Origin of the sequence: Tautonia sp. JC769, assembly GCF_040717455.1 — a bacterium.
GTDB lineage: Bacteria > Planctomycetota > Planctomycetia > Isosphaerales > Isosphaeraceae > Tautonia.
In genome coordinates this window covers 177,864-204,351 of record NZ_JBFEFH010000005.1, presented here as the reverse complement: position 1 = coordinate 204,351, position 26,488 = coordinate 177,864, and the positions used below count along the sequence as shown (strand labels likewise).

General features: G+C 67.5%; 26 protein-coding genes and 3 tRNA genes. 7 read left to right on the top strand and 22 right to left on the bottom strand.

Features of this window, described 5'->3' with window-relative positions:
* Nucleotides 1-1,124: 1,124 nt before the first annotated feature.
* Complete coding sequence (locus AB1L88_RS07605) at nucleotides 1,125-2,270, top strand: DUF1559 domain-containing protein (RefSeq protein ID WP_367096045.1); 1,146 nt, start codon at nucleotides 1,125-1,127, stop codon at nucleotides 2,268-2,270.
* 290 nt (nucleotides 2,271-2,560) lie between these two features.
* Here the strand turns inward: AB1L88_RS07605 and AB1L88_RS07600 are convergent, their stop codons facing one another.
* The 10 genes from AB1L88_RS07600 to AB1L88_RS07555 all read right to left on the bottom strand — a co-directional run bounded on the left by AB1L88_RS07600 (nucleotide 2,561) and on the right by AB1L88_RS07555 (nucleotide 10,707).
* A complete protein-coding gene (locus AB1L88_RS07600; RefSeq protein WP_367096044.1) occupies nucleotides 2,561-2,692 on the bottom strand; it encodes a hypothetical protein in 132 nt (43 codons plus the stop codon).
* A 179-nt stretch (nucleotides 2,693-2,871) separates the two neighbouring features.
* Nucleotides 2,872-3,450 carry a hypothetical protein gene (locus AB1L88_RS07595; protein WP_367096043.1) on the bottom strand — a complete coding sequence of 193 codons (579 nt, stop codon included), beginning with the start codon at nucleotides 3,448-3,450 and terminating at the stop codon, nucleotides 2,872-2,874.
* Nucleotides 3,451-3,465: 15 nt separating this feature from the next.
* Nucleotides 3,466-6,324 (bottom strand): isoleucine--tRNA ligase, encoded by a 2,859-nt coding sequence (gene ileS, locus AB1L88_RS07590; RefSeq protein WP_367096042.1) that lies wholly within the window; start codon nucleotides 6,322-6,324, stop codon nucleotides 3,466-3,468.
* A gap of 43 nt (nucleotides 6,325-6,367) precedes the next feature.
* Nucleotides 6,368-6,733 carry a DUF5615 family PIN-like protein gene (locus tag AB1L88_RS07585; RefSeq protein ID WP_367096041.1) on the bottom strand — a complete coding sequence of 122 codons (366 nt, stop codon included), beginning with the start codon at nucleotides 6,731-6,733 and terminating at the stop codon, nucleotides 6,368-6,370.
* 15 nt (nucleotides 6,734-6,748) lie between these two features.
* A complete protein-coding gene (locus AB1L88_RS07580; RefSeq protein ID WP_367096040.1) occupies nucleotides 6,749-7,117 on the bottom strand; it encodes a DUF433 domain-containing protein in 369 nt (122 codons plus the stop codon).
* Between the two features lie 2 nt (nucleotides 7,118-7,119).
* Nucleotides 7,120-7,509 (bottom strand): hypothetical protein, encoded by a 390-nt coding sequence (locus AB1L88_RS07575; RefSeq protein ID WP_367096039.1) that lies wholly within the window; start codon nucleotides 7,507-7,509, stop codon nucleotides 7,120-7,122.
* Nucleotides 7,510-7,532: 23 nt separating this feature from the next.
* Nucleotides 7,533-8,384 (bottom strand): purine-nucleoside phosphorylase, encoded by an 852-nt coding sequence (locus tag AB1L88_RS07570; protein WP_367096038.1) that lies wholly within the window; start codon nucleotides 8,382-8,384, stop codon nucleotides 7,533-7,535.
* Between the two features lie 113 nt (nucleotides 8,385-8,497).
* Entirely contained in the window at nucleotides 8,498-8,926 is a 429-nt protein-coding gene (locus AB1L88_RS07565) for a hypothetical protein (RefSeq protein WP_367096037.1), read from the bottom strand.
* A gap of 207 nt (nucleotides 8,927-9,133) precedes the next feature.
* Nucleotides 9,134-9,496 carry a hypothetical protein gene (locus AB1L88_RS07560; protein WP_367096036.1) on the bottom strand — a complete coding sequence of 121 codons (363 nt, stop codon included), beginning with the start codon at nucleotides 9,494-9,496 and terminating at the stop codon, nucleotides 9,134-9,136.
* A gap of 185 nt (nucleotides 9,497-9,681) precedes the next feature.
* Nucleotides 9,682-10,707 (bottom strand): Gfo/Idh/MocA family oxidoreductase, encoded by a 1,026-nt coding sequence (locus tag AB1L88_RS07555; protein WP_367096035.1) that lies wholly within the window; start codon nucleotides 10,705-10,707, stop codon nucleotides 9,682-9,684.
* Nucleotides 10,708-10,999: 292 nt separating this feature from the next.
* On the opposite strand from AB1L88_RS07555, the gene AB1L88_RS07550 reads away from it, so the two are divergent.
* Nucleotides 11,000-11,072: transfer RNA gene (locus AB1L88_RS07550), tRNA-His, on the top strand.
* A 381-nt stretch (nucleotides 11,073-11,453) separates the two neighbouring features.
* Here AB1L88_RS07550 and AB1L88_RS07545 read toward each other — a convergent pair.
* The 4 genes from AB1L88_RS07545 to AB1L88_RS07530 form a co-directional block, all read right to left on the bottom strand.
* Nucleotides 11,454-11,539, bottom strand: a tRNA-Ser gene (locus AB1L88_RS07545).
* 29 nt (nucleotides 11,540-11,568) lie between these two features.
* Nucleotides 11,569-11,639, bottom strand: a tRNA-Ala gene (locus AB1L88_RS07540).
* Nucleotides 11,640-11,736: 97 nt separating this feature from the next.
* Nucleotides 11,737-12,012, bottom strand: a complete 276-nt coding sequence (locus tag AB1L88_RS07535; protein ID WP_367096034.1) for a hypothetical protein — start codon at nucleotides 12,010-12,012, stop codon at nucleotides 11,737-11,739.
* A 421-nt stretch (nucleotides 12,013-12,433) separates the two neighbouring features.
* Nucleotides 12,434-13,756, bottom strand: coding sequence for a trypsin-like peptidase domain-containing protein (locus tag AB1L88_RS07530; protein ID WP_367096033.1), 1,323 nt, complete (start codon nucleotides 13,754-13,756; stop codon nucleotides 12,434-12,436).
* An 898-nt stretch (nucleotides 13,757-14,654) separates the two neighbouring features.
* On the opposite strand from AB1L88_RS07530, the gene AB1L88_RS07525 reads away from it, so the two are divergent.
* Together AB1L88_RS07525 and AB1L88_RS07520 are read left to right on the top strand one after the other, a co-directional pair.
* Nucleotides 14,655-16,043, top strand: coding sequence for an MFS transporter (locus AB1L88_RS07525; protein WP_367096032.1), 1,389 nt, complete (start codon nucleotides 14,655-14,657; stop codon nucleotides 16,041-16,043).
* Between the two features lie 178 nt (nucleotides 16,044-16,221).
* A complete protein-coding gene (locus AB1L88_RS07520) occupies nucleotides 16,222-17,217 on the top strand; it encodes a malate dehydrogenase (protein WP_367096031.1) in 996 nt (331 codons plus the stop codon).
* Between the two features lie 86 nt (nucleotides 17,218-17,303).
* On the opposite strand, the gene AB1L88_RS07515 is transcribed toward AB1L88_RS07520, so the two are convergent.
* From AB1L88_RS07515 to AB1L88_RS07505, 3 genes are read right to left on the bottom strand one after another with little or no spacing between them, the layout of a single operon-like run.
* Nucleotides 17,304-18,155 carry an ABC transporter ATP-binding protein gene (locus tag AB1L88_RS07515; protein ID WP_367096030.1) on the bottom strand — a complete coding sequence of 284 codons (852 nt, stop codon included), beginning with the start codon at nucleotides 18,153-18,155 and terminating at the stop codon, nucleotides 17,304-17,306.
* Complete coding sequence (cbiQ, locus tag AB1L88_RS07510) at nucleotides 18,124-18,837, bottom strand: cobalt ECF transporter T component CbiQ (protein WP_367096029.1); 714 nt, start codon at nucleotides 18,835-18,837, stop codon at nucleotides 18,124-18,126. Before cbiQ ends, AB1L88_RS07515 begins: the two co-directional genes overlap by 32 nt.
* Nucleotides 18,827-19,831, bottom strand: coding sequence for an energy-coupling factor ABC transporter permease (locus AB1L88_RS07505; RefSeq protein WP_367096028.1), 1,005 nt, complete (start codon nucleotides 19,829-19,831; stop codon nucleotides 18,827-18,829). Before AB1L88_RS07505 ends, cbiQ begins: the two co-directional genes overlap by 11 nt.
* Before the next feature lie 289 nt (nucleotides 19,832-20,120).
* Between AB1L88_RS07505 and AB1L88_RS07500 the strand changes: the two genes are divergently transcribed.
* Nucleotides 20,121-20,900: a hypothetical protein gene (locus AB1L88_RS07500; protein WP_367096027.1), complete on the top strand. Its 780-nt coding sequence runs from the start codon at nucleotides 20,121-20,123 to the stop codon at nucleotides 20,898-20,900.
* 428 nt (nucleotides 20,901-21,328) lie between these two features.
* Here the strand turns inward: AB1L88_RS07500 and AB1L88_RS07495 are convergent, their stop codons facing one another.
* On the bottom strand, nucleotides 21,329-21,721 hold the full coding sequence (locus AB1L88_RS07495) for a DNA polymerase ligase N-terminal domain-containing protein (RefSeq protein WP_367096026.1): 393 nt from the start codon (nucleotides 21,719-21,721) through the stop codon (nucleotides 21,329-21,331).
* 119 nt (nucleotides 21,722-21,840) lie between these two features.
* Between AB1L88_RS07495 and AB1L88_RS07490 the strand changes: the two genes are divergently transcribed.
* Nucleotides 21,841-22,302, top strand: coding sequence for a ferritin-like domain-containing protein (locus tag AB1L88_RS07490; RefSeq protein WP_367096025.1), 462 nt, complete (start codon nucleotides 21,841-21,843; stop codon nucleotides 22,300-22,302).
* A 171-nt stretch (nucleotides 22,303-22,473) separates the two neighbouring features.
* Here AB1L88_RS07490 and AB1L88_RS07485 read toward each other — a convergent pair whose 3' ends face one another.
* Complete coding sequence (locus AB1L88_RS07485) at nucleotides 22,474-22,791, bottom strand: hypothetical protein (RefSeq protein ID WP_367096024.1); 318 nt, start codon at nucleotides 22,789-22,791, stop codon at nucleotides 22,474-22,476.
* 338 nt (nucleotides 22,792-23,129) lie between these two features.
* Here AB1L88_RS07485 and glnA point away from each other — a divergent pair, with 338 nt between their 5' ends.
* Nucleotides 23,130-24,545 (top strand): type I glutamate--ammonia ligase, encoded by a 1,416-nt coding sequence (gene glnA, locus AB1L88_RS07480; RefSeq protein WP_367096023.1) that lies wholly within the window; start codon nucleotides 23,130-23,132, stop codon nucleotides 24,543-24,545.
* A gap of 105 nt (nucleotides 24,546-24,650) precedes the next feature.
* Here glnA and AB1L88_RS07475 read toward each other — a convergent pair whose 3' ends face one another.
* The 3 genes from AB1L88_RS07475 to lspA all read right to left on the bottom strand — a co-directional run bounded on the left by AB1L88_RS07475 (nucleotide 24,651) and on the right by lspA (nucleotide 26,477).
* On the bottom strand, nucleotides 24,651-25,031 hold the full coding sequence (locus tag AB1L88_RS07475) for an SPW repeat protein (RefSeq protein ID WP_367096022.1): 381 nt from the start codon (nucleotides 25,029-25,031) through the stop codon (nucleotides 24,651-24,653).
* 205 nt (nucleotides 25,032-25,236) lie between these two features.
* On the bottom strand, nucleotides 25,237-25,680 hold the full coding sequence (locus tag AB1L88_RS07470) for a hypothetical protein (protein WP_367096021.1): 444 nt from the start codon (nucleotides 25,678-25,680) through the stop codon (nucleotides 25,237-25,239).
* A gap of 185 nt (nucleotides 25,681-25,865) precedes the next feature.
* Nucleotides 25,866-26,477 carry a signal peptidase II gene (gene lspA / locus AB1L88_RS07465; RefSeq protein WP_367096020.1) on the bottom strand — a complete coding sequence of 204 codons (612 nt, stop codon included), beginning with the start codon at nucleotides 26,475-26,477 and terminating at the stop codon, nucleotides 25,866-25,868.
* Nucleotides 26,478-26,488: the final 11 nt, after the last annotated feature.

Sequence of the window (26,488 nt, the reverse complement as noted above, 5' to 3'; positions counted from 1 at the left end):
CGATGCGTTTTCGCCCCGGACACTGGGCCCGGGAGACCCCGGGATTGACGCAACGATGGGCCGTCGGGGGCGGTGGTTGTGCGACCGAGGCGGGCGGGCGCGATGCCCGTTTCCCGGCCCGACAGAGGGTGGAACTGGCGTGTTGCGGAATCGATGGAACACGCGATCGCGAGTAGGAATGTAGACAGGGGCATGCCAGGACGGTAACATTTTCCCTACCGTGGCGGTTTCCATTCGCAAGAATGCGGGTCCCGGCATCAAAGATGCTGTTCCGGCATCAAAAATGCTGTTCTTGTACGTCCGTGCGATTGTGCTCGCCTTCCTGACCCGCGTGGACCGCCCCGATCCCGATCATCCCCCCTCCGCTGGTTCGCGACCGGGGAAATCGGGGCGACGTGCCGTGTCGTCCGGGCCATCGGGCCGCTCCGTCCGACCGCAACGCGGCTCCGGCGAGGCCCGGAGTCGAGCGTCGCAGGCGCGTCTCGTGCGGAGCGGGGCATGCGGGTCAACCCCTGGAACATTTCAGAATTTGTTCGGAATCTCCGGAGCTTATTTCCGGCGATTTCTTCCTCAGGCCGAGGTGGTTCATCCATGACGTTACCGTCCTTGCTTCAAGGTGCCTCGGGGCGAGCGATCTTCGTCGCAAGCCTTTTCGTGGTCGCGGGTTGCTCGGGAGGGGGTGAGCCTCCTGCTCCCCCGCCGAACATCACGGTCAACCCGCTCGCGGCCCCGCCGGTTGGCAGCTCGGAGACCAACGCCGGTCCCGGCTCGAATGCCGCGACGGACTCGACGCTGAACTAAAATAGGTCCGCGGTCTTCCCGCCTGTCGCTTCTCTTGAGTTGCAGGTTGTTGAGCCGGTCGCTGTCACATCGGCGGCCGCGTGATGGCTCATCGCGGAGACACGACGCCCCGACTGCCCGGGGTCTGCGTTCGGCGTCCGGGCCCGTTCGGCCCGGCCCTCGGCCGGACACGCCGCGGCAGTTGACCCCACCCGCACCCCGATTCGTCTCGCGTTGCATCGCATCGCAGACCCTCGGCCTGACCGAGGACGGATCGGGGTCGCCGTCGATGGGGTAGAAAACATGTCTCTCGACTTCGTTTCTTCTCTCCAGGAATCATGAGCATGAGTTGTTCCGTTCGCAATAATCGGAGGGGTTTCACCCTCATCGAATTGCTGGTGGTGATCGCCATCATCGGTGTCTTAATCGCGCTGCTGCTGCCGGCGGTCCAGAGCGCCCGGGAGGCGGCTCGCCGTGCCCAGTGCACGAATAACATGAAGCAGCTCGGCCTGGCGCTGCATAACTACGAGTCGACCAACCAGACGTTCCCGCTCGGCGGCAACAACGGCCCCGGCGGTCCGACGACCTTCGACAACCGGTACTGGGGCGCGTGGAGCCCGCACGCGATGCTGCTGCCCTATCTGGAGCAGACCCAGATCTACAACGCCATCAACTTCAACTACCTCGGCCGCAGCGACGGGGCCGGCGAGCGGGGCAACTGGACCGGGTTCTCTGCCCGGATCAACGCCTTCCTGTGCCCGTCGTCGTCGCCGCCGAGGAGCAACTGGAACCTCGACAGCAACCTGGGGATGAACCGGCCCTTCGCCGGGAATAACTACTTCGCCAGCACGGGCTCGTCGATCATGTGGATCGGCTGGCCGACGGACAAGCCGAACGGCCTGTTCGCCAACGGCGGGTCGCCGTTCGGCCTGACCGACGTCACGGACGGCACGTCCAACACGGTCGCCTTCGGCGAGTTCCGGACCGGCGACTTCGACGACTCGAAGAACTCGATCCAGGACATCGTCGGGATCCAGTGGAACGCGAGCGCCTTCCCGAACATGCCGAACCGCAACATGGACCGCCCGCCGGGCAACATGCCGGGACCCGGCAACGTGGGGGCCGCCGCCCTGCTGCAGGACCTGGAGACGGCCGGGAACACCTGGAGCACCCGCCAGGAGACCGGCTACGGCCCGGGCGGCCAGCGGAGCTGGAACGGCCGGATGTGGCACGTCGGCATGTACGGCCACGCGCTGGGCAACCTGCTGGTCCCGCCCAACTCGCAGTACCCTTATGTTCAATATTGGGACTCGAACAGCGACTTCGACTCGGCCGGGATCTGCGGCCTGACGAGCCAGCACCCGGGCGGGGCGAACGTCTGCTTCGCCGACGGCTCGGTGAAGTTCCTCAAGTCGAGCGTCGCCTATCCGGTGCTCTGGGCCCTCGGCTCGCGAGACGGCGGCGAGGTGATCTCGGCGGATAGCTATTGATCCTGATTGTCTGATTCCGGACCGAAGCCCGGCCTTCGCGCCGGGCTTCGGCATCGATTGGGAGAGGCCCGGGCGACTCGCTGCCGGCGGCTGGCCGGGGCGAGACCAGGCTCGACACTCGATCATTCTTGAACGCATCAGAAGGACGACGATCGCCGTGTGGCGGGGGGAAGACCCAGCGTGCCCCGGGGTTGGAATCCCCTGAGAATGGGGTAGGCTGCGCGTTGCTTTGCCCCGGCCAGACCGATGGGGACGACTCCTGCCCGTTGGTCGTCTGACCGCGGGACAGGTCAGCGGAAGACACCCTCGTCGATGTCGACGATCGGAATAGGTTCGGCGGTCCCGTCACGGCGATGGGCATAGACGGTCACGCCGTAGCCCTTCTTGTGGACGACCTCCAGGCGGGCGGGTGGCCGGGGCAAGATCAGACCCAAAACTCCATCATCGTAGAGAGACTCCGAACGACGACAAACGCCGTGTGGCCGGGGCAAAGCGCAGCGTGCCCCGGTGTCGGGAGCGCCTGATCCCGGGGCACGCTGCGCTTTGCCCCGGCCACACCGGACATCTGCCACCCGAGGGCTCAACGTGCCCGAATTGAGTCCTACGAGGCGGTTCCGTCGGTTTGGTCGGCGGCGTTGGCGACGAGCCAGAGGGCTTCTTCGTAGGAGCCGCCGAAGTCGATGCGGGTGACCTCGTCGAGGGGGTAGGAGTCGGGCAGGTCGTCCCAGGAGGCGTCGGGGGTGATGTGGCGGAGGACGACGCGGTCGGGGTGGGTCTCGACGACCTGGCCGATCCAGCAGACCTCGGGGTCCTCGTCCTCGGTGTGGATGGTTAAGAGGGAGAAGGCGTCGGTGGCGGTCCGGAGCAGGTCGGGGAGGCTGTCGAGGTTGACCGAGGGGGGCGAGGGATGCGCGAGGCCTCGGAGTTTCAGGGCAGACTCGACGAAGGCCGCGTGGGGGGCGGGGTCTTCGAGCCGGGTGATGTCGTCGAGGCGGTAGACCTGATAACCGTCGAGGCGGATGCCGTGGCCGACGACGGCGAGGAGGACGAGGTCGGGGCCGATGCCCAGGACGTAGCCGTCTTCCCAGCCGTCGGTGAAGGATCGGGCGATCCGGACGAGCGAGCCGGCGGATCGGGCGTGTTCGAGGCGGCTGCGGAGGTCGGGGTCGGGTGAGGACATGATCCGGTGTTCCTGTCAGGTTTGGGGGGGCGGGGCGTTTGCTTCTCGGATGACCTGGGAACAGCGGAAGCAGAGGGTCGGATGTTCCTGGTCCTGACCGACGGTCGGACGGAGGTTCCAGCAGCGCTCGCATTTCGGGTGCGGCGACTTCCGGACGTGGAACCAGATCTTGCGGTCGGGGAGGTCGATGGCGTCGTCCGGGCGGGCGTCGGCGAGGACGACGTCGGAGACGATGAACATGCGTTCGAAATGAGAGCGGAGGTGTTCGAGCGAGGCGAGGACCCCGGGGTCGGCGCTGCCGACGGTGACGAGGGCCTCCTGGTTGCTGCCGATGACCTTGGCGGCGCGGAGCTTCTCGAGGTCGCGGAAGACGACCTCGCGCGATTCGCGGAAGAGATCCCAGTCGAGGCCGCCGGGGCGGGGGTCGTCGAACGAGGGATCCGGCTCGGGCCAGGGGGCGAGGTGGACGCTCGGGGTCTTGGAGGGGGAGGAGGGGATCAGGTCCCAGACTTCCTCGCTCGTGTGGGGCATGATCGGCGCGAAGAGGCGGGCCAGGCTCGAATGGATGCGGGCCATGACGAACTGGGCGGCGCGGCGATCGGGCCCAGTCGGGTGCTCGGCGTAGAGGCGATCCTTGAGGACGTCGAGGTAGAAGCTGGAGAGGTCGACCGAGCAGAACTGATAGAGGCGCTGGAAGGCCCGGTAGAAGTCGAAGGAGTCGAAGGCGGCGGTGGCCTCTCGGATCACGGTGTTGAGCCGGTAGAGGGCCCAGCGGTCGATCGGGTGCAGGGTGGCGGGGTCGACGGTCTCGGGGTCGAAGCGGGCGTAGTCTTCGAGGTTGCCGAGGAGGTAGCGGAAGGTGTTGCGGATCTTGCGGTAGGCGTCGGACATCTCCTTGATGCCGCGCTCGCTCATTCGGACGTCCTCGGCGTAGTCCATGCTGGAGACGTAGAGGCGGAGGACGTCGGCGCCGTACTGCTCGGTGGCCTTGACGGCGTGGATGACGTTGCCGAGCGACTTGGACATCTTGCGTCCCTGGTCGTCGACGACGAATCCATGCGTGAGCACCGTTTCGAACGGCGCCTGGCCGGTGGAGCCGACGGCGGTGAGGATGGAGGACTGGAACCAGCCGCGGTGCTGGTCGGAGCCTTCGAGATACATGAAGGCGGGGTAGGGGCCGGAGTCGTAGCTCGGCTCTCGGAGGACGGAGCGGTGGCTGGAGCCGGACTCGAACCAGACGTCGAGGATGTCGGTGCCCTTCAGGAGGTGCTCGACGGGGTGGGCGTCGGTGTCGAGGTCGGGGGGGATCAACTCTACGACGGGGCGGGTGAACCAGGCGTCGGCCCCTTCCTTCGCGAAGAGGTCGCGGTAGAAGCGGACGGAATCGGCGGTGAGGTGGTGGTAGTCGTTCCGCTCGTCGAAGAGGACGGGGATGGGGACGCCCCAGGCTCGCTGGCGGCTGATGCACCAGTCGGGGCGCTGGCCGACCATGGCCTCGATGCGGGCCTGGCCCCAGGAGGGGAGCCAGCGGACCTGGTTGCGGATGGCGTTCAGGGTGTTCTCGCGGAGGTTATTGCGATCGACGCCGATGAACCACTGGGCGGTGGCGCGGAAGATGACCGGCTTCTTCGATCGCCAGCCGTGCGGGTAGCTGTGGCGGAAGTTGAAGTGATGAAAGAGTGCGCCGACGCTCTTGAGGGTCTCGATGACCTTCGGGTTGGCGGCGAAGACCTGGAGGCCGACGAGGTCGGCGGGGACGCCGTCGGTGTCGAGGAAGCGGCCGGAGGCGTCGACGGGGCTGATGACGGGGAGCTTGTACTTCAGGCCGGTCTTGTAGTCGTCGGCCCCGTGGCCGGGGGCGGTGTGGACGAGGCCCGTGCCGTCCTCGACGGTGACGTAGTCGGCCAGGACGAAGGTTCCGGCGCGGTCGATGAAGACGTGCCGGTAGGAGCCGCCCTCGAGCGCCTTACCGGGGCAGCGGGCGACGATTTCGTAATCGGTGACCTGGCGGAGGCCCATGACCTTCTCGACGAGCTGCGAAGCGAGGAGGGTCTGGACGGACTGGCCGGATTCGGGGTCGGTGTAGCGGACGCCGGCGTATTCGAGGTCGGGGTGGGCGGCGATGGCGACGTTGGCGGGGAGGGTCCAGGGGGTGGTCGTCCAGATCATCGCGTGCCAGGGGCCGGGGCCGAAGTCGGCCGGCAGGGCGGAGGTGATCGGGAAGTTGACGTAGATGGAGGGGGAGGTGTGCTCGGCGTATTCGAGCTCGGCCTCGGCCAGGGCGGTGCGGTCGTGGATGTCCCAGTGGATCGGCTTGAGCTGGCGGAAGACGAAGCCCTTCTCGACGAGGTCGGCCAAGACATCCATGATGCCGGCCTCGTAGCGGGGGTCGAGCGTGAGGTAGGGATTGGCCCAGTCGCCGGAGACGCCGAGGCGCTGAAACTGAGTGCGCTGGATGTCGACCCACTTGAGGGCCTCGGTCCGGCAGAGCTCGCGGATCTCGGGGAAGCTCATGGAGGCGGCCTTCGGGCCGAGGTCCTTGGCGACCTTGTGTTCGATCGGCAGGCCGTGGCAGTCCCAGCCGGGGACATATGGGGCGTCGAAGCCGCGCATGGTGTGGTAGCGGACGACGACGTCCTTGAGCACCTTGTTGAGCAGGTGGCCCATGTGGATGTCGCCGTTGGCGTAGGGGGGGCCGTCGTGCAGGACCCGGCGGGGGCTCCCCTTGCGGGCGGCCCGGATCTGCGCGTAGAGGCCCGTTTCCTGCCAGCGGGCCTGGAGCTGGGGCTCGCGCTGGGCGAGGTTGGCCTTCATGGCGAAGGCGGTCTTGGGGAGGTTCAGGGTGTCTTTGTATTTCTTGGCGTCGGTGGACATCGTTGTTCGTCTTTTGTCTCGTTCGATCGGCCCGGTTCCGGGCTCAGAGACCTTTGATGAGGCTTCGGTTCAGGAAGATGATGGATCCGGTCATTTCCTCGGACGAGCACGTTTCCCAGATCAGCACGAGGCCGCGGATGACGTCGCCGACCGCGAGTTCACCCTGGCGACACCGGACAATCCCCGCGTGCTGGACCTGGTGTCGCCAGAAGCCGATGAAGTGGGCGTCGTGGGTGACGATGACCCTGCCGGCTCGGAGGGCTTGTTCCCGCTGTTCGTCGTCTGAGGCACCGGCCAGGCCGAGCTGGCGGCTCAGCGTCACGTCGATCCCTTTCGCTCGGAGTGCGTTCGCGATGGCGTTACAGCGGTTGAGATCGTGGTCGAGATGATACCGGATCGATCGGGACATGGCTCACCGGAAATCTCAGGGCTCGTCGAAGGAGTCGGCCCTGAGTCGCTCGACGGCTTGCCTGTAGCGTTCCGGGTCCTTCTGCTTGATTGTTTCGAGGAGTGAGGGGTGAGTGGCCTCGATTTCCTTGCACAACTCCTCCTCGCGCCGGATGTCCGTCTGGATCTCGTCACGATGGTCGTAGAAATAGACGAGGGCCGCGTGGACATCGGCGAGTGTGATGGTCTCGTAATCCTCGACGATTTGCTCGGGAGTCATTCCCATCTGCTCGTGGCAGATGACGATGTTTTGCACCGTGATCCGATGCCCGGCGATGCGGGGCCTGCCGCCGCAGGTGCCCGGGGTGATGACGATGTGCTCGGCGATGGAGGAGACGGTGGCCATGTTCATCCTCCTGAGGGGGGAACAGGGTGCTCGGCGGGGCGGTGAGTCTCGCCGAACGCGGCGATCACTTCGATGGGGCCGACGAGGTGGCGGTTGAATTCTTCGAGGTCTTCGGCGGGAATCCAGAGTTCCTCGTGGAGTCTGCCGCCGACGACCCGGGCCGGGTAGCGGGCGAGGAAGCCGGCATCGACCTCGAAGCGGAGCACGAAGCCGGCGCCGTTGTCTCGAACATTCCAACGTTCGGCGATCTGGCGGGCGTAATCCTCGTTGAGCACGGGGTAGAAGATCGGCTGCTCCGGGAGTCGAGGAGGGAAGGCCCGCCATCCGGCGGCCTCGATCAGGGCGAGTTCGGCCGGGCCGACGGGCCGGTAGAGCGTCGTGGTGTCCGCCATCGGCGATCGGCCCTCCTTCCTTCTCAGCTTCCCGAAGATTCGAGCCGTTCGATCACCCGGGTGACGATGCGGCGGAGCTTGCCCTCGGCCTCGTTGGCGACGGCGATGATCTCCTCGATCTTCACGGGTTCGAGGGCGTCGGGCAGGCAGAGGTCGGTCACGATCGAGAAGCCGAGGACCTTCATGCCGGCGTGGACGGCGACGAGGACCTCGGCGACGGTGGACATGCCGACGACGTCGGCCCCGATGCCCCGGAGGTAGCGATACTCGGCGCGGGTCTCCAGGTTCGGGCCGACGATGCCGACGTAGACGCCGCGGTGGGCGGGGATGCCCTCGGCCAGGGCGATCGAGAGGGCGAGGTCCTGGAGCTCGCGGTCGTACGGCTCGATCAGGTCGGGGAATCGGGGGCCGAGGCGGTCGTCGTTCGGCCCGACCAAAGGATTGATGCCGGCCAGGCCGGGGAGGTTCAGGTGGTCGTCGATGACGACGAGATCCCCCTTGTGGTGCAGCGGGTTCAGGCCGCCGGCGGCGTTGGAGACGATGAGCGTCTCGCAGCCGAGTTCCTTCAAGACCCGGATCGGGAACGTCACCTGGGCCGGCGAGTACCCCTCATAGAGGTGGAAGCGGCCTTCCATCGCCACGACGGGGACCCCGGCCAGCGTCCCGCAGACGAGGCGGCCGGCGTGGCTCTCGACCCCGGTCGGGTGGGGGAAGTGGGGGATCGATTCGTAGGGGATGACGGCCTCGGCGTCGATCTGGGCGGCGAGTTGCCCGAGTCCGGTCCCCAGCACGATGCCGATGCGACCGGTGCCGGGCCATTGCGATCGAACGGCGAGCGTCGCGTCCTGGACGTCGTCCCAGCGGTGGTACTGCATCGGAGAGGGGTTCCGGGGCGATTCAGGACGAGGCCGAATCCAAAACAGAACGAACGAGGGGGAGACCCCTCGGGGGAAACGAGGAGGGGGAACGAGGCCGGACGAGGCCCGGCCTAGTCACGCCGCAAGATCCGGTCGAAGCGCGGATCCTGGCGGAGCGCCTTCAGGTCGGGGTCGCGGAGCATGTGGCGGAAATGGTGATAGCCGAGGTCGACGGCGCGGCTGAGGGCGTCGAAGGCCGGGTCGATCATCCCGAGGACCGCGTAGCTGCACGCCAGGTTGTACCAGGGGATCGGGCGATCGGGCTGCAGGCGGGTCAGGCGGCGGTCGAGCTGCAGGGCCCGGGTCGATTCGCCGCGGCGGGCGAGGTTGTTGGCCTGAACGCGGAGCGCGTCGACGTAGTACGGGTCGCGATCGAGGATGCGGCCGATGAACTCGACCTCGAAATCGCGCTGAGATTGCTCGCGCAGGCATCGGGTCGAGGTCTCGGACGACGGGCGATCGCGGTCGGAGTTGCCTGGCAAGTGATCAGAGGCGGCCATAGCGCAACGCTCCCTTCCCGTCCGGTCGCCGCTCGGACTCGAACTCGACGCGGCGTCCGGTTCGGACGTTCAAGCCTACTACACTACGACGCCGAGACGCGTTGTGCCAAGCCCTCGTCTCGCCGGGACGACAAAACGAACGGTCGGGCGGCCCGAGGGGGGCCGTCCGGGACCGAACTGGGTGAGATCGACGCGAGTCAGAACGGCTCAGAGGTCTTCCTCGTCATCCTCAATCTCGTCGAGATCGTCATCATCGTCGTCGTCGAAGTCGTCATCATCGTCGAGGTCGATGTCGCCGAGGTTGTCGAGGTCGTCGTCGTCGTCGAAGTCGTCGTCGTCTTCATCGTCGTCGAAGTCGTCGTCGTCGTCCTCGAGGTCATCGTCGTCGTCGTCGAAATCGTCGTCGAAGTCGTCGTCCTCGTCGTCGCTCAGGTCGTCGTCGCCGGTCTCTTCCTCGTCATCCTCTTCGGGGTGACGGGCGAGGGGATCCGCGACGGCCCATTCCGCGAGGAGCAGGGCGGAGTTCGTGTCGTCCTCGAGGCAGGCGAGCGGGGTCGGCAGGTCCCACATGGGGTCGTTCCTCTTGCCAGGACGGCTCGGGCCGGCCGATGGGATCGGCCCGATGGGTCGGGGCGGGAATATCGAGTCCGGAAAGGCTCCGCCGGACCGGATCGGGCCGGAGGAGTCATACTGGTAGTCTCACGCTGAGGGATTGTCAAGCATGGCCCAGCGATCGGCCGGGCCGAGGCTCGGGATCAGAGCGATTCGTCGGCGGAGGCAAGGCGAATGATCTGTCCGGAAGCGGCCGATCGGGCGATGGCCTCCTGGAGCCGGACCGTCTCGATGGCCTGCTCGGCCGAGCAGCAGGGGGGCCTCCCCGATCGGATCGCGTCGATGAAGTCGCCATCAATACTCGTCTCGTCGCTCCGTAGCGGGAGGTCCTGCACGGGGGCCCCGGGATCGGCCCCGGCGAGGCGGAGGCTCGAGGCATTCGCCCGCAAGGTGCCGCCCTCGCCGAAGTAGGTGATCTCGAAGAGGCTCCCGGGAGAGGCCCCGGTGATGGCCAGGGTCGCGGGAGTGCCGTCGACCATGCGGAGGCTGACGGCATTGACGATGTCGAGCCCCGGCTGCTCGCGATCCTGGAAGGCGGTCACCTCGGCCACGGCGCGATCGGTGGTCCAGATCAGGGCGTCGAGCAGGTGGTCCCCGTCATCGGCGATGATGCCCCCGCCGGAGACCTTCGGGTCGACCTGCCAGCGGTTGCCTTCCGGCCCTCGCTGGATGGCGAGCCAGGAGTTGGCCATGACGGCCATGACCAGCCTGAGCCGCCCGATGGCACCCTCGGCCAGCAATCGGCGTGCCTCGATCAGGCTCGGTGCCAGTCGGAACTGATGCCCGACCCCGACCACGCGATCGCGACCCCGGGCGAGGGTGACGATGTCCATCGCCTCCTGGGTGTTGGTCGAGAGCGGTTTCTCGATGAACAGGTGGCAGCCGGCCTGCAACCCGTCCATGGCCGGGCGGTAGTGGGCCCGGGGGGGCGTGAAGATGGCCAGGATGTCGGGCCGGGCCTCGGCCAGCAATTGCTGGTGGTCGGAGAAGGCGCGGAGGGACTGGGGGTCGCCGCCCTGGCCGACCAGCCCCGAGGCGAGGGCACGGGCGGCCTCGACGTCGGGGTCGACGCAGCCGGTGATGCGCACCGCTTCGATTTGTCGCAGGCGCCCGGAGTGGATCCGGGCGGCTCGGCCGCAGCCGACGATGCCAATCGTAAGCGCTGTCATGGTTCCCACCCGAAGCTTCCCGACGAACCCCCTGCCCGGCGCCTCGTCCGCTCGGACGCTGGGGGATCGCAACATCCCAGCAAGCCTACGGTGCCCCGTCAAGACCATCGCCGCAAACGGCGTAAATCGCGACCCGCTTTCCGGATTCTCAGGGCCGTCGGCCTCCTGCCGTCAGGCTCGTCGTCGTCGTCGCAGCCTGCCCCGCACGCCCTCCGCGGTGGTCCCGGAAACCGGAGTGCCGCCTTGACGCGGGGCCCCCTGGATCCGTATCCTAGTGCGAAGCATTTCGACGGTGGCTGTTGCCTAGCGGTTAAGGCGCCAGATTGTGGATCTGGAGATCGCGGGTTCGAATCCCGTCAGCCACCCTCAGGTCTGATTTCGCTCGACAGATTAGCACGAGAATCGCCCCTCGAATGCGGTTGGCATTGAGGGGCGATTGGCGTTTTGCGGTTAGATCAGGTTGACGACGTGGGCGGTGAGTCCCTCGTCGCCGAGGACGACGTTGAGGTGGCCGCTCGACGCGAGGCGTTCGAGGACCTCCGGCTCGCGGAGCCGCATGAGGGGCGGGGTGGTCGGCGAGTGGCCTGGCGGTGTTGGCCTGGAGGCGGAGGGCGGCCGTTTCCTCGCGACGGGTGATGAGGTTGGCCTCGGCGGCCTCGCGGGCCTCGGTGACCTTGCCCATCGGGTCCGTCATCTCGCCGGGGAGGACCAGGTCAGCGATGCGACCGGGATCGACCCGGGGTGAGCGGAAGGGGAGGGATTCGAACCCCCACGCCCCGAGGGGCGCACTCTGTTCCAGAGAGGCCCGGCCAACCGTATCCGGCTCCCTTCCGTAGCATTGCTCGATTCACGAGTTGCGAGTGGACCGCCGGGGAATCGAACCCCGATTTCCTGCGTGCAAGACAGGTGTCTTCCCGTTGGACCAGCAGCCCGCCTGGTGGGTCTTTCACGCGGACGAGGACGGCCCGTCCGCCTGGGGACGACCGGGCCGTGGGGAAGATTTCGCGGGACGACGATCGGTCGCGCGGCCTAGTCGCGATAGGTCAAGTTGTAGACATTCTTGTGCAGGATGCCGAGGCTCTTCAGCGTCTTCCCGTTGGCGTAGACGATCACGGAATCGCCGATATTCGCCTTCGTGTATGTCCCGGTCTTGCCCGGGTCGACCGTGATTTTCTGCCTGCCCACGCTCGCGGTGAGGGTCATCTCGCCATCGGTCGCGTTGTGGACCCGGATTCGCACCTGGCCCTTGACCGCCCGCCTTCCATTGTCCACCGCTCGTTGGGCTTCTCGCTGGACCGTTCGCACGACGGAAGGCTTCTTGACTCGCGGCTTCCATCCCGCGGAGACAATGCTCGGCGAGAGGAGGGAGGCAACAAGCGCCGCGACGATCATGTGACGCATCCGAATCTCCTTTCTACGAGTGGACCCGCTCGGGAAGTCTGGCCAACGGTCATTATTTCGCGTGAAGACGTGTCGGCAAGACCTGGGAGCTCACACATTTTCGATGAGGATACTCCGTTCCTTTTGTTGACTTGATGCCTGTATTCTTCAAGATGCTCGAATGATCAGGACTTGGGGAGGAGCTGATCGGGACAACTCGGCCGGATTGTCGGGCCTTGTCGTCGATTCACACCCTCGCAGACGGGGAAAGGCCGCGAGATGTTCGCGCGGACGCGGGGATTTCCCGGCGAGGGGGGGGATGCAGGAGCGAGATGGGACGCGAATCTCATCGGATGATCGTGCGGCCGAGGCGGACCTGGACATCCTCGGCCACGCCGTCGCGCAGGACGGTCACGGTGATCGTCTCGCCCGGCTGATACGACTCGACCTCGGTGAGCAGCTCCCCCACACTGGGGACGGCGACGCCGTTGACGGCGAGGATCACGTCGGCCGAGGCGGGGTCGATCTGTGCCCGGACGAAGGGGCCGTCGCGGAGGTACTGGATGCGAAGCGAGCGGATCCCGGCCTGGTCGGCCGGCCCCCCCGCCTCGACGCCGAGGACGAGCAAGCCCTCGTCGAGCGCGTAGACGCGGGCGATTCCCAGCGTCGCGCGTTCGACGTAGCCCTGCTCGATCAAGGGCTTCAAGACCCGCTTGATCGTCGAGATGGGGACGGCGAAGCCGATGCCCGAGGACTGGCCGACCCGGCTGTAGATGGCCGTGTTCATGCCGATGACCTCGCCCCGGTTGTTCAGCAACGGGCCGCCGGAGTTGCCGGGATTGATCGAGGCGTCGGTCTGGATGATCCCCCGGATCGATCGGCCGTTCTTGGATTCGAGCGAGCGGTCGAGGCTGCTGATGATCCCGGTCGTCAATGTGCGCTCCAGGCCGAACGGGTTGCCGACGGCGAGGACCTTCTGGCCGACCTTCAGGTTCCGGCTCTCGCCGAGCGCGATCGGGATGAGCGAGACGGGCGGGGCGATCGCCCGGAGCACGGCCACGTCGTTACTCGGGTCGACCCCGACGACCCGGGCGTCGAGCACCGATCCGTCGAACAGGCCGACCTGGACGACCTCGGCCCCCTCGACCACATGATGATTCGTGAGAATGTGCCCCTGATTATTGATCACGAACCCGGAGCCGGAGCCGGAGACCTCGGTGTCCTGGAACAGGCCGCGGACGGTGGCCGAGGTGGAGATGTTGACCACGGACCGGTTCACGGCCTCGTAGATGCGGATCGTGTTCCGCTCGTCGGCATCGAGGCCGGCGCCGGCGAGCGGGGCGGGGGCGGGGTCCGTGGGGGTGCGTCGGTCGGCGTCGGGATCGGGTTCGGCGGTCTCGGAGGTGTGGGGGATGCCCGGGGCGGGGTCGAGGCGGTCGCCGGGGGGGCCGGGGAAGGCCTGGGGATCGACCCCTTCCTCGGCCCGAAGGTCCTCGGGGGGGGCATCATAGAAGAGCACGGAGCCCGACTCGGGCGTCTGGCGATCGAGGAGCGTGCGCGACCTGAACCCGAGGTCGAAGAGGGCGACGATGGCCAGGGTGATGATGATCGTGAGCAGGTAGGGCAGGACCCTGGCGATCGGATTTCGAGGGGGTTGTTGCAGCGGCATGTTGATGGGCACCCGATCTGGGGAAGCATTGCGAGTCGAGGTCGAGAAGGCCGCCGCCGGGACCGAGTCCGCATCGGAGTCGTCCAACGGTTCCTCGGCCTCGGGGGCGTCTTCGGGGTGATTGGGGTCGGCGGGAGGGAGCGCCCGGGAACCGAGGGGCGGGGAGCCCTCCGATCCTGGAAGCCCCGGTCCCGAAGGGGACCCGGGCCCGGTCGGGGATGGCCCGGGATGGCGGGGCGTCTCGGGTCGATCGTGTGGCAACAATAGGCGCTCCTGAACCTCGGTCACCCGAGGGGGGGCGACGACGAGGTCGCCGGTCCGCTGGTCGATCCGGAGGCATCGCGAGGGGGTCGTGGGCATCGTACCGGGAGGGGGGGCCGACAACTCCCTGCGAATCCGCCCCTGGGCCAAGTTTACGAGGCTCGATTTCGGGCGCCCATCCCGAGGGGGGGGCCGAGCGATCGACGGTCGAGGTTCGCCCGGGCTTCGCACAGTCGGTCGGGCCTTGAGATTTCCTTGGAACGGCACGGAATCGATCGGGGCGCGATGAACCTCGCACATGCAATCCGGGGGCCAACAAGTGAAAAAGCAGTCGACGTCCCGGGATCTGGCACGGCGGACCTGGCGAATTCCAGCGGTCGGGAGCGGAGCGGGCCCGAGGACTCGGGGGCAGGGCGAGGCTTCCCCTGGATCGAGGCGCGGCGATCTCGTAGCATTTTCGATTCCAGGGGAGACCGGCCGACTCAACCGATCCCTCGGCACGATTTCCCACCGAAACAGGGGCCATTTCGTGGCAGAACACGACGCGACGACCGGGACGGGGTCCCCTGGGGGGCCCGGGGCGACGGGGAATTCCGCGCCGGCGGGGATGATGGATTCGAGGGCGAGCCGGTGGGCGTTGACCACCTTTTCGGTCCTGTTCGTGATCCACCTGCTCGACTATCTCGACCGCTGGGCCCTGGCCGGGGTCCTGAAGAAGGTCCAGGTCGACCTGCAGATGAGCGACGGCCAGGCCGGATCGCTGAACTTCTACTTCCTGCTGACGTTCAGCCTGATTAGTCCCTTGATGGGCTGGTTCGGCGACCGGGGGCGGCGGACCTGGCTCCTGGCCTTCGGGGTCGGCCTCTGGAGCCTGGCGACGGTCGGCACGGGCCTGGTGCGGAACTACGGGGAGTTGACGCTCGCCCGGAGCCTGCTGGGGATCGGCGAGGCGACCTACGGCGTGCTCGCGCCGACGATCCTGGTGGATCTGTTCCGTCGGGAGCGGCGGTCGCGGGTGATGGCCTACTTCTACATGGCGATGCCGCTCGGGTATGCGCTCGGTGTCTTCGGCGCGGCCTGGATCGCGACGAACAGCCCGGCCTGGGTGGCCGGGACGGCGTTGGAGGCGTACGGCGGTTGGCGGCTGGCCTTCTTCATCGTCGGGGGGCCGGGCCTGCTGGCGGCCTTCACCGTCCTGCTCCTGCCCGAGCCGATCCGGGGGGCTAGCGAGAACGTCGAGCTTGATCGGGTGCAGGCCCACGAGCGGGTCATGCCGACGGCGGCCGATTACAAGGACCTGGCGGTGAACTCGTCGTACACGTACGTCGTGTTCGGGCTGGCGACGTTCACGTTCGCCTTCGGGGGGTTGGCGTACTGGCTGCCGTCGTATCTCGATCGGGTGAAGGGGTTCGGCACGGAGAAGGCGGCCCTGGTGGTGGGCCTGAGCGGCGGCCTGGCGGCGATCGTGGGGATGAGCCTCGGCGGCTGGCTGGCGGACACGCTCTCGAAGACGAATCCGAGGGCGTTGTTCCTGGTGCCGGGGACGGCCATGCTGCTGGCGGTCCCGTTCGTGCTGGGGGCGATCTTCAGCACGAGCGAGGCGATGATCATCGCGTCGATGTTCGTGGCGATGACGTTGATGCTGATGAACACCGGGCCCTGCAACGCGGTGATCGCCAACGTGGTGACGCCGAACATGAGGGGGGTGGCGTATGCCGTCTCGATCTTCTTCATCCACGTGCTCGGGGATCTCTGGTCGCCGATGCTGATGGGCCTGGCCTCGGATTACCTGGGCGACCCGGAGGTGATGGCCTCGTGGATCGGCGAGTGGCTCTTCCGGATCGGCGCCCGGCCGGTGGAGCAGCCGGACGGCTCGTACCGCAACCTGACGGCGGGGATGCTGGTGGTCGTGCCGGCGATCGTGCTCGGGGGCTGCGTCCTGCTGGCCGGTGCGCGGCACCTGCCGAGGGAGATGGCCCTGATGCTCGCCAAGCTGAGAGCGAACCCGGCGGCGCGTCAGGGGTGATCGCGGGAGGCCCGACCGACCTGATTCCGAGCGGCTCGGGGCGGGAAGAAGGACGGGTCTTCGTGTATGATCTCGGGCTGTGGCGCGAGGGAACGGGCCTCCCTGCCTGGTCGGCGGGTCGAGCCCTCCCGCGATGACGCCCGGTTGGAACCGCAGAACAAAGGGAGCGCGAAATCTCATGAGTCAACCCGTCAAGGTCGCGATCACCGGCGCCGCCGGCCAGATCGGCTACGCGATGCTCTTCCGGATCGCCAGCGGCGGCCTGTTCGGACCCGATCAGCCGGTGAAGCTCGGCCTGCTGGAAATCACGCCGGCTCTCGGTGCCTTGAATGGCACCTTGATGGAGCTGGACGACTGCGCCTTCCCGCTGCTCAAGGGGGTGACGGCGACCGACAACGCCGAGGAGGCGTTCGCCGATGCCGACTGGGTGATCCTCGTCGGCGGGATGCCCCGCAAGGAAGGCATGGACCGCGCCGACCTGATCCGCGCCAACGGCCCGATCTTCACCGGACAGGGCAAGGCGATCAACGCCGCCGCGCCGAAGGCGAAGGTGCTCGTCGTGGCCAACCCGTGCAACACGAACTGCCTGATCGCCATGTCGCACGCGCCGAACGTGCCGCGGGAGAACTGGTTCGCCATGACCCGGCTCGACGAGAACCGGGCCAAGGCCCAGCTCGCCCAGAAGGCCGGCGTCGGCGTCTCGGACGTGACCCGGATGACGATCTGGGGCAATCACTCCGACACCCAGTATCCCGATTACAAGAACGCCCGGATTGGCGGCAAGGCGGCGACCGAGGTGATCTCCGATCACGCCTGGCTCGGCGAGACGTTCATCCCGACCGTCGCCAAGCGGGGCGGCGCGGTCATCAAGGCCCGGGGGGCCAGCTCGGCGGCCTCGGCGGCGAACGCGGCGCTCGATTGCGTCCGGTCCTGCTCGCAGCCGACCCCCGCCGACGACTGGCACAGCGTGGCGATCTTCTCCGACGGCAACCCCTACGGCGTACCCGGCGGCCTGATGTACTCGTTCCCGATCCGGACGGGGGGCGACCTGTCCTGCTCGATCGTGCCCGAGCTGGCGATCGACGACGACGCCCGCCGTCGGATCGACGCCTCGGCCGACGAGTTGCAGAAGGAACGCGAGGTGGTGAAGGAACTGCTCGGCCCGGCGGTCTGATCACGTCGAGCATCCGGTGATTGACCCGACTCGGGGCCGTTCTTGTGAGGGAACAGGCCCCGGGATCGGGCATGCTCGCCTCCTCATCAACCGATCGGGCGGCCCAATCGGATCGAGAGGGGGAGCTCCAGGCCGTGGGCTTCCATGAGCGCCTCGTCGCCGAGGATGGTCTCGGGGAGGCCGTCGGCGACGATCCGGCCGGCGTCGAGCAGGGCGACGCGGTCGCAGAGCTCGAGGACCATTTCGAGGTCGTGCGTGGCGATGAGCTTCGTCGCCGAGAGGGATCGGATCAACGCGAGGAAGTTGCGCCGGGAGCGGGGGTCGAGGTTGGCGGTCGGCTCGTCGAGGACGAGGACTGTCGGCTCGCAGGCGAGGACGCCGGCCAGGCAGGCCCGCTTGCGCTCGCCGAAGCTGAGGTGGTGGGGAGGGCGGTCGGCGGCCCCGGCCATGTCGACGAGGTCGAGGCAGTGCAGGGCGATCCGGCGGGCGTCGGCCTTGCGGTGGCCGAGGTTCAGGGGGCCGAAGGCGACGTCTTCCAGGACGGTGGCGGAGAACATCTGGTCGTCGGGGTCCTGGAAGAGCAGGCCGACCCGGCGGCGGATCTCGGGGCCATTGCGCTCATCGACGGGGAGTCCGTCGATCCAGACCGAAGGCGCCGGTTCGGCACGCTTGAAGGACGGGAGCCCGTGGCCGTGCCCGAGCCCCGGGTCGGCACCGGCGCCGAGGCGGCCGGGGAGCAGGCCGTTGAGGTGGAGCAGGAGCGTGCTCTTGCCCGCCCCGTTGGGGCCGACCAGGGCGACGGTCTCGCCGGCCCGGAGCTCCAGGTCGACGCCGCGGAGCGCCTCCTTGCCGTCGGGGTAGCGGTAGCGGAGCCCCTGGACGAGCAGGGAGGCGGGAGGGGCATCATCAACGGCGGTCGGCGTCATGGTGTCGCGCACGGATCAAGGCTTCACGGTCGGGCGAATCGGGTCCGTCGAGGCTGCGGAAGGTACCGTCCCATCCCCGGGCGAGCATCGCGGCGTGGACACGCTCGCCGCGCTCGAACGACCGGAGGAGCAGGCCGGCGATGAGGGAGGCCCCGAGCGGCCAATCGGCCCATCGGGAGCGTCGGAAGGACCGGGACCGCCGGGCGCGGGCCATCCGGCCGAGTTGTTCGGCCAGGACGAACAGGTAACGGTACATCAAGAGCAGGGTGGCGACCAGCACCTTCGGCGTCTTCAGGCGATCGAGGGCGGTCATCAGGTCGCGGAAGGGGGTGACGTGGGCCAGCAGCAAGACGGAGAGGATCGTGATGCAGTTCTTGGCGAGGATCGTCCCGCCGACGGCCCACGGGCCGAGCGACGGGGCCATCGGGTGCGAGGGGGCGATCATCACGGCCAGCAGGACCACGACCGGCAGGACGGCCAGCCCGCGTCGCAGCAAGAGGCCGGGGGCGACCCCCGAGAATCCCACCAGGAGCGCCAGCAGGATGGCCGCGGCCCCGAGGGGCCGCCAGGTGCCGATCGGCAGGAGGACGACCGCGACGACCAGGGCGAGGGTCGCCAGGAGCTTGACCCTCGCGTCGAGCCGGTGCAGCGGCCCCCGGGCCGATCGATCGGGTTCGAGCCAGTCAAGCCGCATGGGGTTTCGGCCCCGCGTCGGGGGGAGAGGGGAGGTCGAGGTCGTCGATCCCCCGAGGCTTTCGGGTAAACGCCCTGGCCAGGATCAGGCCGGTGATGAAGACCGCGAGCGTGCCGATCAGGCCGACGGCCGCCGTGACCGCGGCGATGTCGGGCAGCCCTTCGATCGAGTAGTCCGGCATCGGGCCGGAGAGGATCGAGCCGGCCTCCTCGTCGAGGAACCCGAGCCGACCGCCGACGAATTCGAGGCCGTCGTCCTTGGGGGAGGCCAGGGGGGCCAGGAAGGCCGCGACCGCCAGCGAGGCCGCCAGGCCTCCGACGGCGACTCGGGTCCACCGGCCCGATCGCGTGGTGGCACGCTCGTCGTCGAAGATCAGGTCGGGGCGGACCGAGAGGACGGTGCGCAGGACGAGGCCGGTGATCATCGCCTCGCCCAGGCCGATGACGGCGTGGATCATGGTCATCCAGCCGAGCACCCGGGGGAGGTCGGACCAGTAGCCCGAGGCCCCCAGCTCGATCGTGAACGCCAGGGAGGCGAGCAGGACCGAGAACCAGGCCGCGACCATCGCCCCGATCAAGACACCGGACTGGCCGCCGATCGCCTTGCGGATCGGGTCGTAAATGGCGTATCCGCCGACGCTTGCGATGAGGCCGAGGTTGAGGAAATTGGCCCCAAGCGCCAGGACACCGCCGTCGGCGAAGAGCAGGCTCTGGACGATCAGGACGGTCCCGAGGACCAGGGCACCGGCCCAGGGGCCGAGCAGGACCGCGGCCAGGACCCCGCCGATCAGGTGCCCCGAGGCGGGGACCACGAACAGCGGGAAGTTGACCATCTGCGCCGCGAAGACGAAGGCAGACATGACCCCCATCAGGACCATCGTCCGGTCCCTGAGCTTCGCGTTCAGCTTCCGCAGGCCGAAGGCGAAGCCGCCGATCGCGAGGGCCCCGGTCGTGAGGACGACGGGCTGGGACAGGAGGTTGTCGGGAATGTGCATGGGCTCGGCTCCGCCGGGGACGGATCGGGTCTCTGGGGGCGAGCACGGACGGTGGCTCCGTCGGGCTCGGGCCGCCCCCGTGATCGTATGCGCGTTTTCACCATTCGCGCATAAAAGGCCCGGGTTCGTCAACGGGCTGGAGGCCGGGACCGGTCCGAATTGACGGGATGGGGGAGCTGCCGTATGGTCTTGGATGTCCGCGTCCCTGTCGGTCCGCTCCTGGTTTGCCCGTCTCGCGATCGCCCTTGCAATGCCTTCCGCCTGCGGCCGAGGTCACGGAGGACCGCCCATGCGAGCGTCACGGAAGCGCAGGATCGTCACGGTCATGATCGTCCTGGCCATCCTGGGGACCGCCATCCCGCTGGCGATCTGGCGGTCGTTGACCTACGAGCCGCCCTTCTACCGGAAGCTGGAGGCCAAGGACCGTCAGATCCGGAGGGTCGAGGCCGACCGCTTCGTCTCGCAGACCTTCCAGCTCCGCAACGACATCGCCAACGAGAACCGCTGGGAGGCGAGCTTCACCGACGAGGAGGTGAACGCCTGGATCGCCGAAGATCTGGTGACGCACTTCGCCGAGTACCTTCCCGAGGGGGTCCGCGATCCCTTGCTCGTCTTCGAGCTGGACCGGGCGACATTGGCCTTCAGGCTGGATCGGGGGCCGTTCACCTCGTTGGTCTGGGTCGTGGCCCGGGTCGAGGTGGAGGAGGACAACACCCTGGCCCTTCGTCTGGAAAAAATCCGGGCCGGGGCCATGCCGATCTCCCCCGATGAGGTGGTCGGGCCGATCGTCAACCGGGCCAGGGCACACGGCCTGGACGTGAACTGGACGAACGACCGCGGGGAGGCGGTCGTGCGCATCCGCTATTCGCCGAAGCCGGAACGGCTCGATGTGATCCTAGAGCGGGTCGTCGTGCTGGATGGCCGGCTCTACCTGAGCGGGCGGTCGGACCGGGAGGCCGGGCGGGTGTCGGGGCTGACCCTGCCGTCGCGTCGGGTGCTTCAGATCAAGTTCCCCATCCGATCATATTCACCCAATCGCCGCACCCATCAAATTCATCCCCAGACTTAGCAGCAATTCCTATGAAGAAACCTGATGCAACGAAAGCGACCCGCCAAGTTGTTTCCTGGCGGGCCGCTACGGCTCAATCAATCTCTGCCGGAGGGTCGGTCTGCTGCTGGACTACGTGTTGCGCATAGTAGTTCGTTAGAACCATGCCAGCAGGAGGGCCTTCAGTGTCTCGACGATCAAGTCAACCAAGAACCGTAGAAACAAGGCCCGAGAATATTTCCTGAACGAATGACTTTTCATGTCTCGCCCCGGTAAGGCAACAGGGCGATGCAATGCATCAAGTGATGCAAGCAATTGACCGCCCCCGTCCCTTGATCCGGGTCAGAGATCAGACTGGGCAGGGAGTTGTTCGGAGCCAGGGCTTAATTATTTACCATCACCAGAGAATTGGGGTGATCAAAGCTTCTCCCTGCTTGATTTGATCAGGATCAAATCCCCATCCGGAACCGCCAGCAGCGCTCGCCGAGCCGGAGCAACTCGACCTCGCCGATGACCTGACCGCCGGTCGCCCGGACAAGGACGCGGTCGTCGGCCCAGAGGAGCGGCTCGAAGGTCCCCCGGTCGACGCGGCGGACGGACCCTCGGTCGTTCGAGACGGGCCCCTCGTAGTCAAGGTAGGCGAGGCGGTGGTCTGGCAGCGAAGTTGCGGGGATGTCGGTCGCCGGCTCGGGGAATCGCGAGAGGGCCCAGGTGCGCAGGGCAGGGCCGGCTTCGAGCATGAAGTCCCAGTGGACTCCGTCCCAGCGGTGCTCCAGCACGACGAAGCGTGCAGGGCTGCCGGGGGGGGCCGGTCTCTCAGGCTCGGGGAGGTCGAGGCTCATCGAACTGGAGCAAATTGGACTGATCACCTACAATGGGACTGTTTCCACAACACGAGCAGTCGGGCACCCCTGGGTCCCAGGATGATCGTCCCGAACTTACTGGCGGAAAGGAGCGCTCGATGGATCGCGCCGCGATGGTCGAAAAGCTGAACGAGATCCTCAAGTGGGAGTATGCCGGGCTGATCCAGTACACCCAGTATAGCTTCCTCGTCCGGGGCACCTGGCGAGAGGTCTATTACAAGCTCTTCCGCGACAGCGGGGAAGAGGCGCTCGAGCATGCCCACAAGGTCGGCGACAAGATCGCGGCCCTGGGCGGCGTGACGACGGTCGAGCGGGGCGAGGTGAAGGTGACGACCGACCTGAACGAGATGCTCCGCAACTCGCTGGAGATGGAGCGTCGGCACGTCGAGCTGTACACCCAGGCCGTCGCCATGTGCGAGGACCGGGACGTGGGACTGCGGAACCTGCTCGAAGATATCTGCCAGATGGAGCAGGACGGCGCGGACCACCTCTCCAAGATCCTGGACGAGGGGGATCTGAGCGTCGGCTCGTCGGCCCGCCCGCAGCAGCGCACCGGCTGAGTCCAACTCGGATTGCGACATGGATCGGGCCGAATCATCGATCCGGGCCGAATCGGGGCCGGGGGTGCATGAATGTCATGCGCCCTCGGCCTTCGTGTTTGGATGGCGCTTGACCGGTGGGATCCGCCGGCGGCGGGAAGGGGAACGAAGAGGTTCCGCGTTCCCGAAGGGTCAGGCCGAGCCGTCTCCGACCGCGTGGCGGAACCGTCGAGGGCCGTCCGGGCCGGGGAAGGGGAGGGTGGCCGGGGCGTCCTCGTCGTCGGCATCGAGGGCCTCTCGGGCCTCGCTCATGCCGAGGACGCCCTGGAGCTGTGCCCACTGGCGCGGTTCGAGCTGCATCGAACGTTGCGTGAACCAGCCGATCCCTTCGGCGTGGTGTTGCTCGCACAGGCAGATCATCAGGCCGCCCTGGTCGGCTTGCTCCAGGGCAACCTGGAGCCGCTGGTAAGGGGCTGAACCCGGCAGTGTCGCTAGGACCGTCCGCGCCACGGTCGTCTCTCCATGGAACCGTCGGGGATGGATGAATTCGGGGGAGGGCGAGAATTCAGTTCGCGATTGAGATTCAGTCTCAGCTCTGATGGTTGGATCTTAACGGAAGGGTGCGTTCGATGGCAAGCACGAAGTGGGCGGGTCTCCGGAAATTCTCCGATCGGTGGGGGGACGGGCCGGAATGTCGGGGGAGGCGTCTTCATCTGGCCTGGGTCGACCGGCTCGGTTAAGCTCGTGGGGCGTCGACCGCCGATGGCGGGCGGCCAGGGAGGCGGGCAAGAACGCCATCGGAGCGGTTCGAATCGACAGCGGCGGGATCGTCGCGAGGGGGCAAAGGCGTGAGCCCGAAAGAGGTCTTGGCGTACATTCGCCAGCGAGAGGTGTTCACGGTCGATCTCAGGTTCATGGATTTCCCGGGCGTCTGGCAGCATTTCGCCATCCCGGCCGATGCGCTGACCGAGGCGACCTTCCAGGACGGCATCCCGTTCGACGGGTCGAGCGTGCTCGGGTGGCGGGCGATCAACGAGGCCGACTTGCTGGTCGTCCCCCAGCCGGAGACGGCGTTGATCGACCCGTTCGCGTCGCGTCCGACGCTGACGATGATCTGCAACATCCAGGATCCGATCACCCAGCAGGATTACACCCGGGATCCGCGCAACATCGCGCTGAAGGCGATGCAGCACCTCCGGGAATCGGGCGTGGCCGACGACTGCCGGATCGCCCCGGAGCTGGAGTTCTTCGTCTTCGACCGGGTCCGGTTCGACCAGACGGGGAACCAGGCGTTCTACCACGTCGATTCGGAGGAAGGGGCCTGGAACCAGGGGAGAGACACCCCCGAGAATCTGGGGTACAAGCCGCGATCGACGCTCGGCTACTTCCCGTGCCCGCCGATGGACAGCCAGTCCGATCTGCGGACCGAGATGGCGCAGATCATGAGCGATTGCGGGATCGCCACGGCCGCCTACTTCCACGAGGCGGCCACGGCCGGCCAGGGGGAGATCGACCTGCTCCCCCGGTCGCTGGTCGAGGCGGCCGATCACGTCATGCTGGCGCGCTACATCATCCGGAACGTGGCCAGGCGGCACGGCAAGTCGGCCACGTTCATGCCCAAGCCGCTCTTCGGCGAGAACGGATCGGGGCTGCACCTGCACCTGGGCTTCCGGTCCGAGGGGCAGTCGCTGATGGGGGGCAACGACTATGCCGGCCTGAGCGAGCTGGCGATGCACGCCGTCGGCGGCCTCATCCGCCACGCCCCGGCGCTCTGCGCGTTCGCCAATCCGACGACGAACAGCTACAAGCGCCTGGTCGAGGGGTTCGAGGCGCCGACGAAACTGGCCTATAGCCGCCGGAACCGGCAGGCGATCGTCCGGATCCCGGTCCACGACCCCGTGACCGATGGCCGCCGGATCGAGTACCGGTGCCCCGATGCGTCGTCGAACCCGTACCTCCTGTTCGCGGCCGTGATGCTGGCGGCGCTCGACGGCATCCAGACGCACGCCGACCCCGGCGAGCCGTTCGACCGCGACCTCTACGAGGTCCGGCCCGAGGAGCTGGACGAGGTCCGGGACACGCCCCGGTCGCTCGACGCGGCGCTCGACGCGCTGTCCCAGGATCACGATTTCCTGCTGCGGGGCGACGTCTTCACGCCCGACGTGATCGACACCTGGATCTGGTACAAGCGCCAGTACGAGGTGGAGGCCGTCCGCGTGCGGCCCCACCCGTACGAGTTCTCGCTCTATTACGACGTGGGGTGATTTCCCCGGTGCGCAAAGGTCCGAAGTCGGGGCGATCGCGGCGAGGGGGCCTCGGTTCTCGAGGCCCGGCGTTCGACCGACCCGTTCCGAGGGGGGCCGGCGGGCTCAGATCGGGGCGCCGGCCCGGCCTCCGGGGGTCCGGGTCGGGACCGTCTGGGTCATGGCCGCGGCGCCGATCTCAAGGACCCCCACCACGACATGCGGCACCCAAACGAATTCGGCGAAGCCGAACAGCCAGGGGGACAGCGCGAGGAAGATGCCCGCGACCGCATCTAGGGCCAGGTGCATGGGCATGGGCACGACGCCGAGGACGCCGAGCTCGTAGTTGGTCATCAGGGAGTAGACGATCGTCCCGGCGCCGAGGATGACCGGCACCCAGGTCTCCGCCCCGTCGGCCGCGAAGCCGAAGACCCAGGGGGCCGCGATGAGCAGGATGCCCACCAGATAGTCGACGACGCCGTGAATTTGAGTCGGGATGATCCGCATGGTCGAGTCGCTCCGGAGCAGTCCGATCGGGCAGGGGACTCCGCCACGGTGTCGGGAATCCCCGTCGTCGATGGGTTGCAAACCGGGCGCCGATCGAATTCGAGGGCGGGGGCGACTCCCGAACGAAAAAAACGCCCGCCAGGGCCGGAGGCCGAGGCGGGCGTGTGCAGCGTGATTCGGTCGGGATCGGGTCGGGGAAGGGGGATTATTCCTTCTCCTTGACCTTGAAGCCCTTCTCGAAGGCGGCGGGGGAGAAGAGGAGGGTCAGCTTCTCGGCGTCCTCGGCCCCTTCGACCTTGGCCAGGCAGTTGCCGCAGCAGACGGCGACGGTGGCGCCGGCGACCTCGGCGGTCTTGGTCTCATCGGCCGGGCGGCCGGAGAGCGGGCAGGCGGTCTGTTCGGCCTGGCCGGTGGCGACGAGCTGGGCGTTGGCCTTCTCGGCGAACTTCGCGGTGTCGGCCTTGAAGGCGCCCGGGCACTTGCCGCAGCAGAAGTAGACCGAGGCACCCTTGTACTCGGCCTTCTGCTCGGCCTTGACCGGGGCGCCGGAGACCGGGCACTTGACGTCGTCGAGCTTCGGCTCGTCGGCGATGAAGGCCATCGCGGGGGCGGCGAAGGCGATTGCAACCAGCAGGGAGAGCGTACGCATGGATTGTTCCTCGTGATCGGAGGCCAGCAAAGAGACTCGGGATGCCACGCGGTCGGTCCGATTCGGTCGCGATCGGGCCGCGTCGTGCAGCGCGGCGAGATCGGGCCGGATCGGGCCGGATCGCAGGAATTACTCTAGAGCCTCGTCAAGGCGTCGTACAGGGGGAAGCACCTCGTCCGGCGCTTTCACGATTGGGGGCCGGTGGCCTGATCGTGACGGGGAACCTCGGTCGGTCCCGGGGCGGGGGACTCGTCTCGGAAGGCGAGGAGCATGAGGGTCGCGGCCCCGACGACGAGCATGTTGTCGGCGAAGTTGAAGATCGGGAAATCGAAGCCGATGGAGTCGACGTGGACGTGCACGAAGTCTCGGACGTGGCCGAACCGGAGGCGGTCGTAGCAGTTGCCGATGGCCCCGGCCATGATCAGCCCCAGCGCGGCGGTCTGCCAGCGGTCGGTCGCATTGCCGAGGATGAACAGCCAGTAGATGATGAACACGCCGGCGACGATCGACAGGACGGCGAACATCAGGCTGCCGAAGGCGAGGTCGCCCCCGATCCCCCAGAGGGCCCCGGTGTTGTAGCTGGTGCGCAGCTCGACGATGTCGCCGATGACCGAGACGGCGGGCGAGCCGGGCGGCCCGACCTTCTCGAAGACGAGGGCCTTGGTGATCAGGTCGAAGGCCGATCCGCCGAGGGCGAGCCCCCAGAACAAGAGCCATCGGCTGGCGGGGAACGAGCGAGGGCCGATGGAAGCCCCCGCGGTTCCGGTGTGAGCGCCGGTCAAGGGCTGCGTCTCCATCGCCGAGCCTT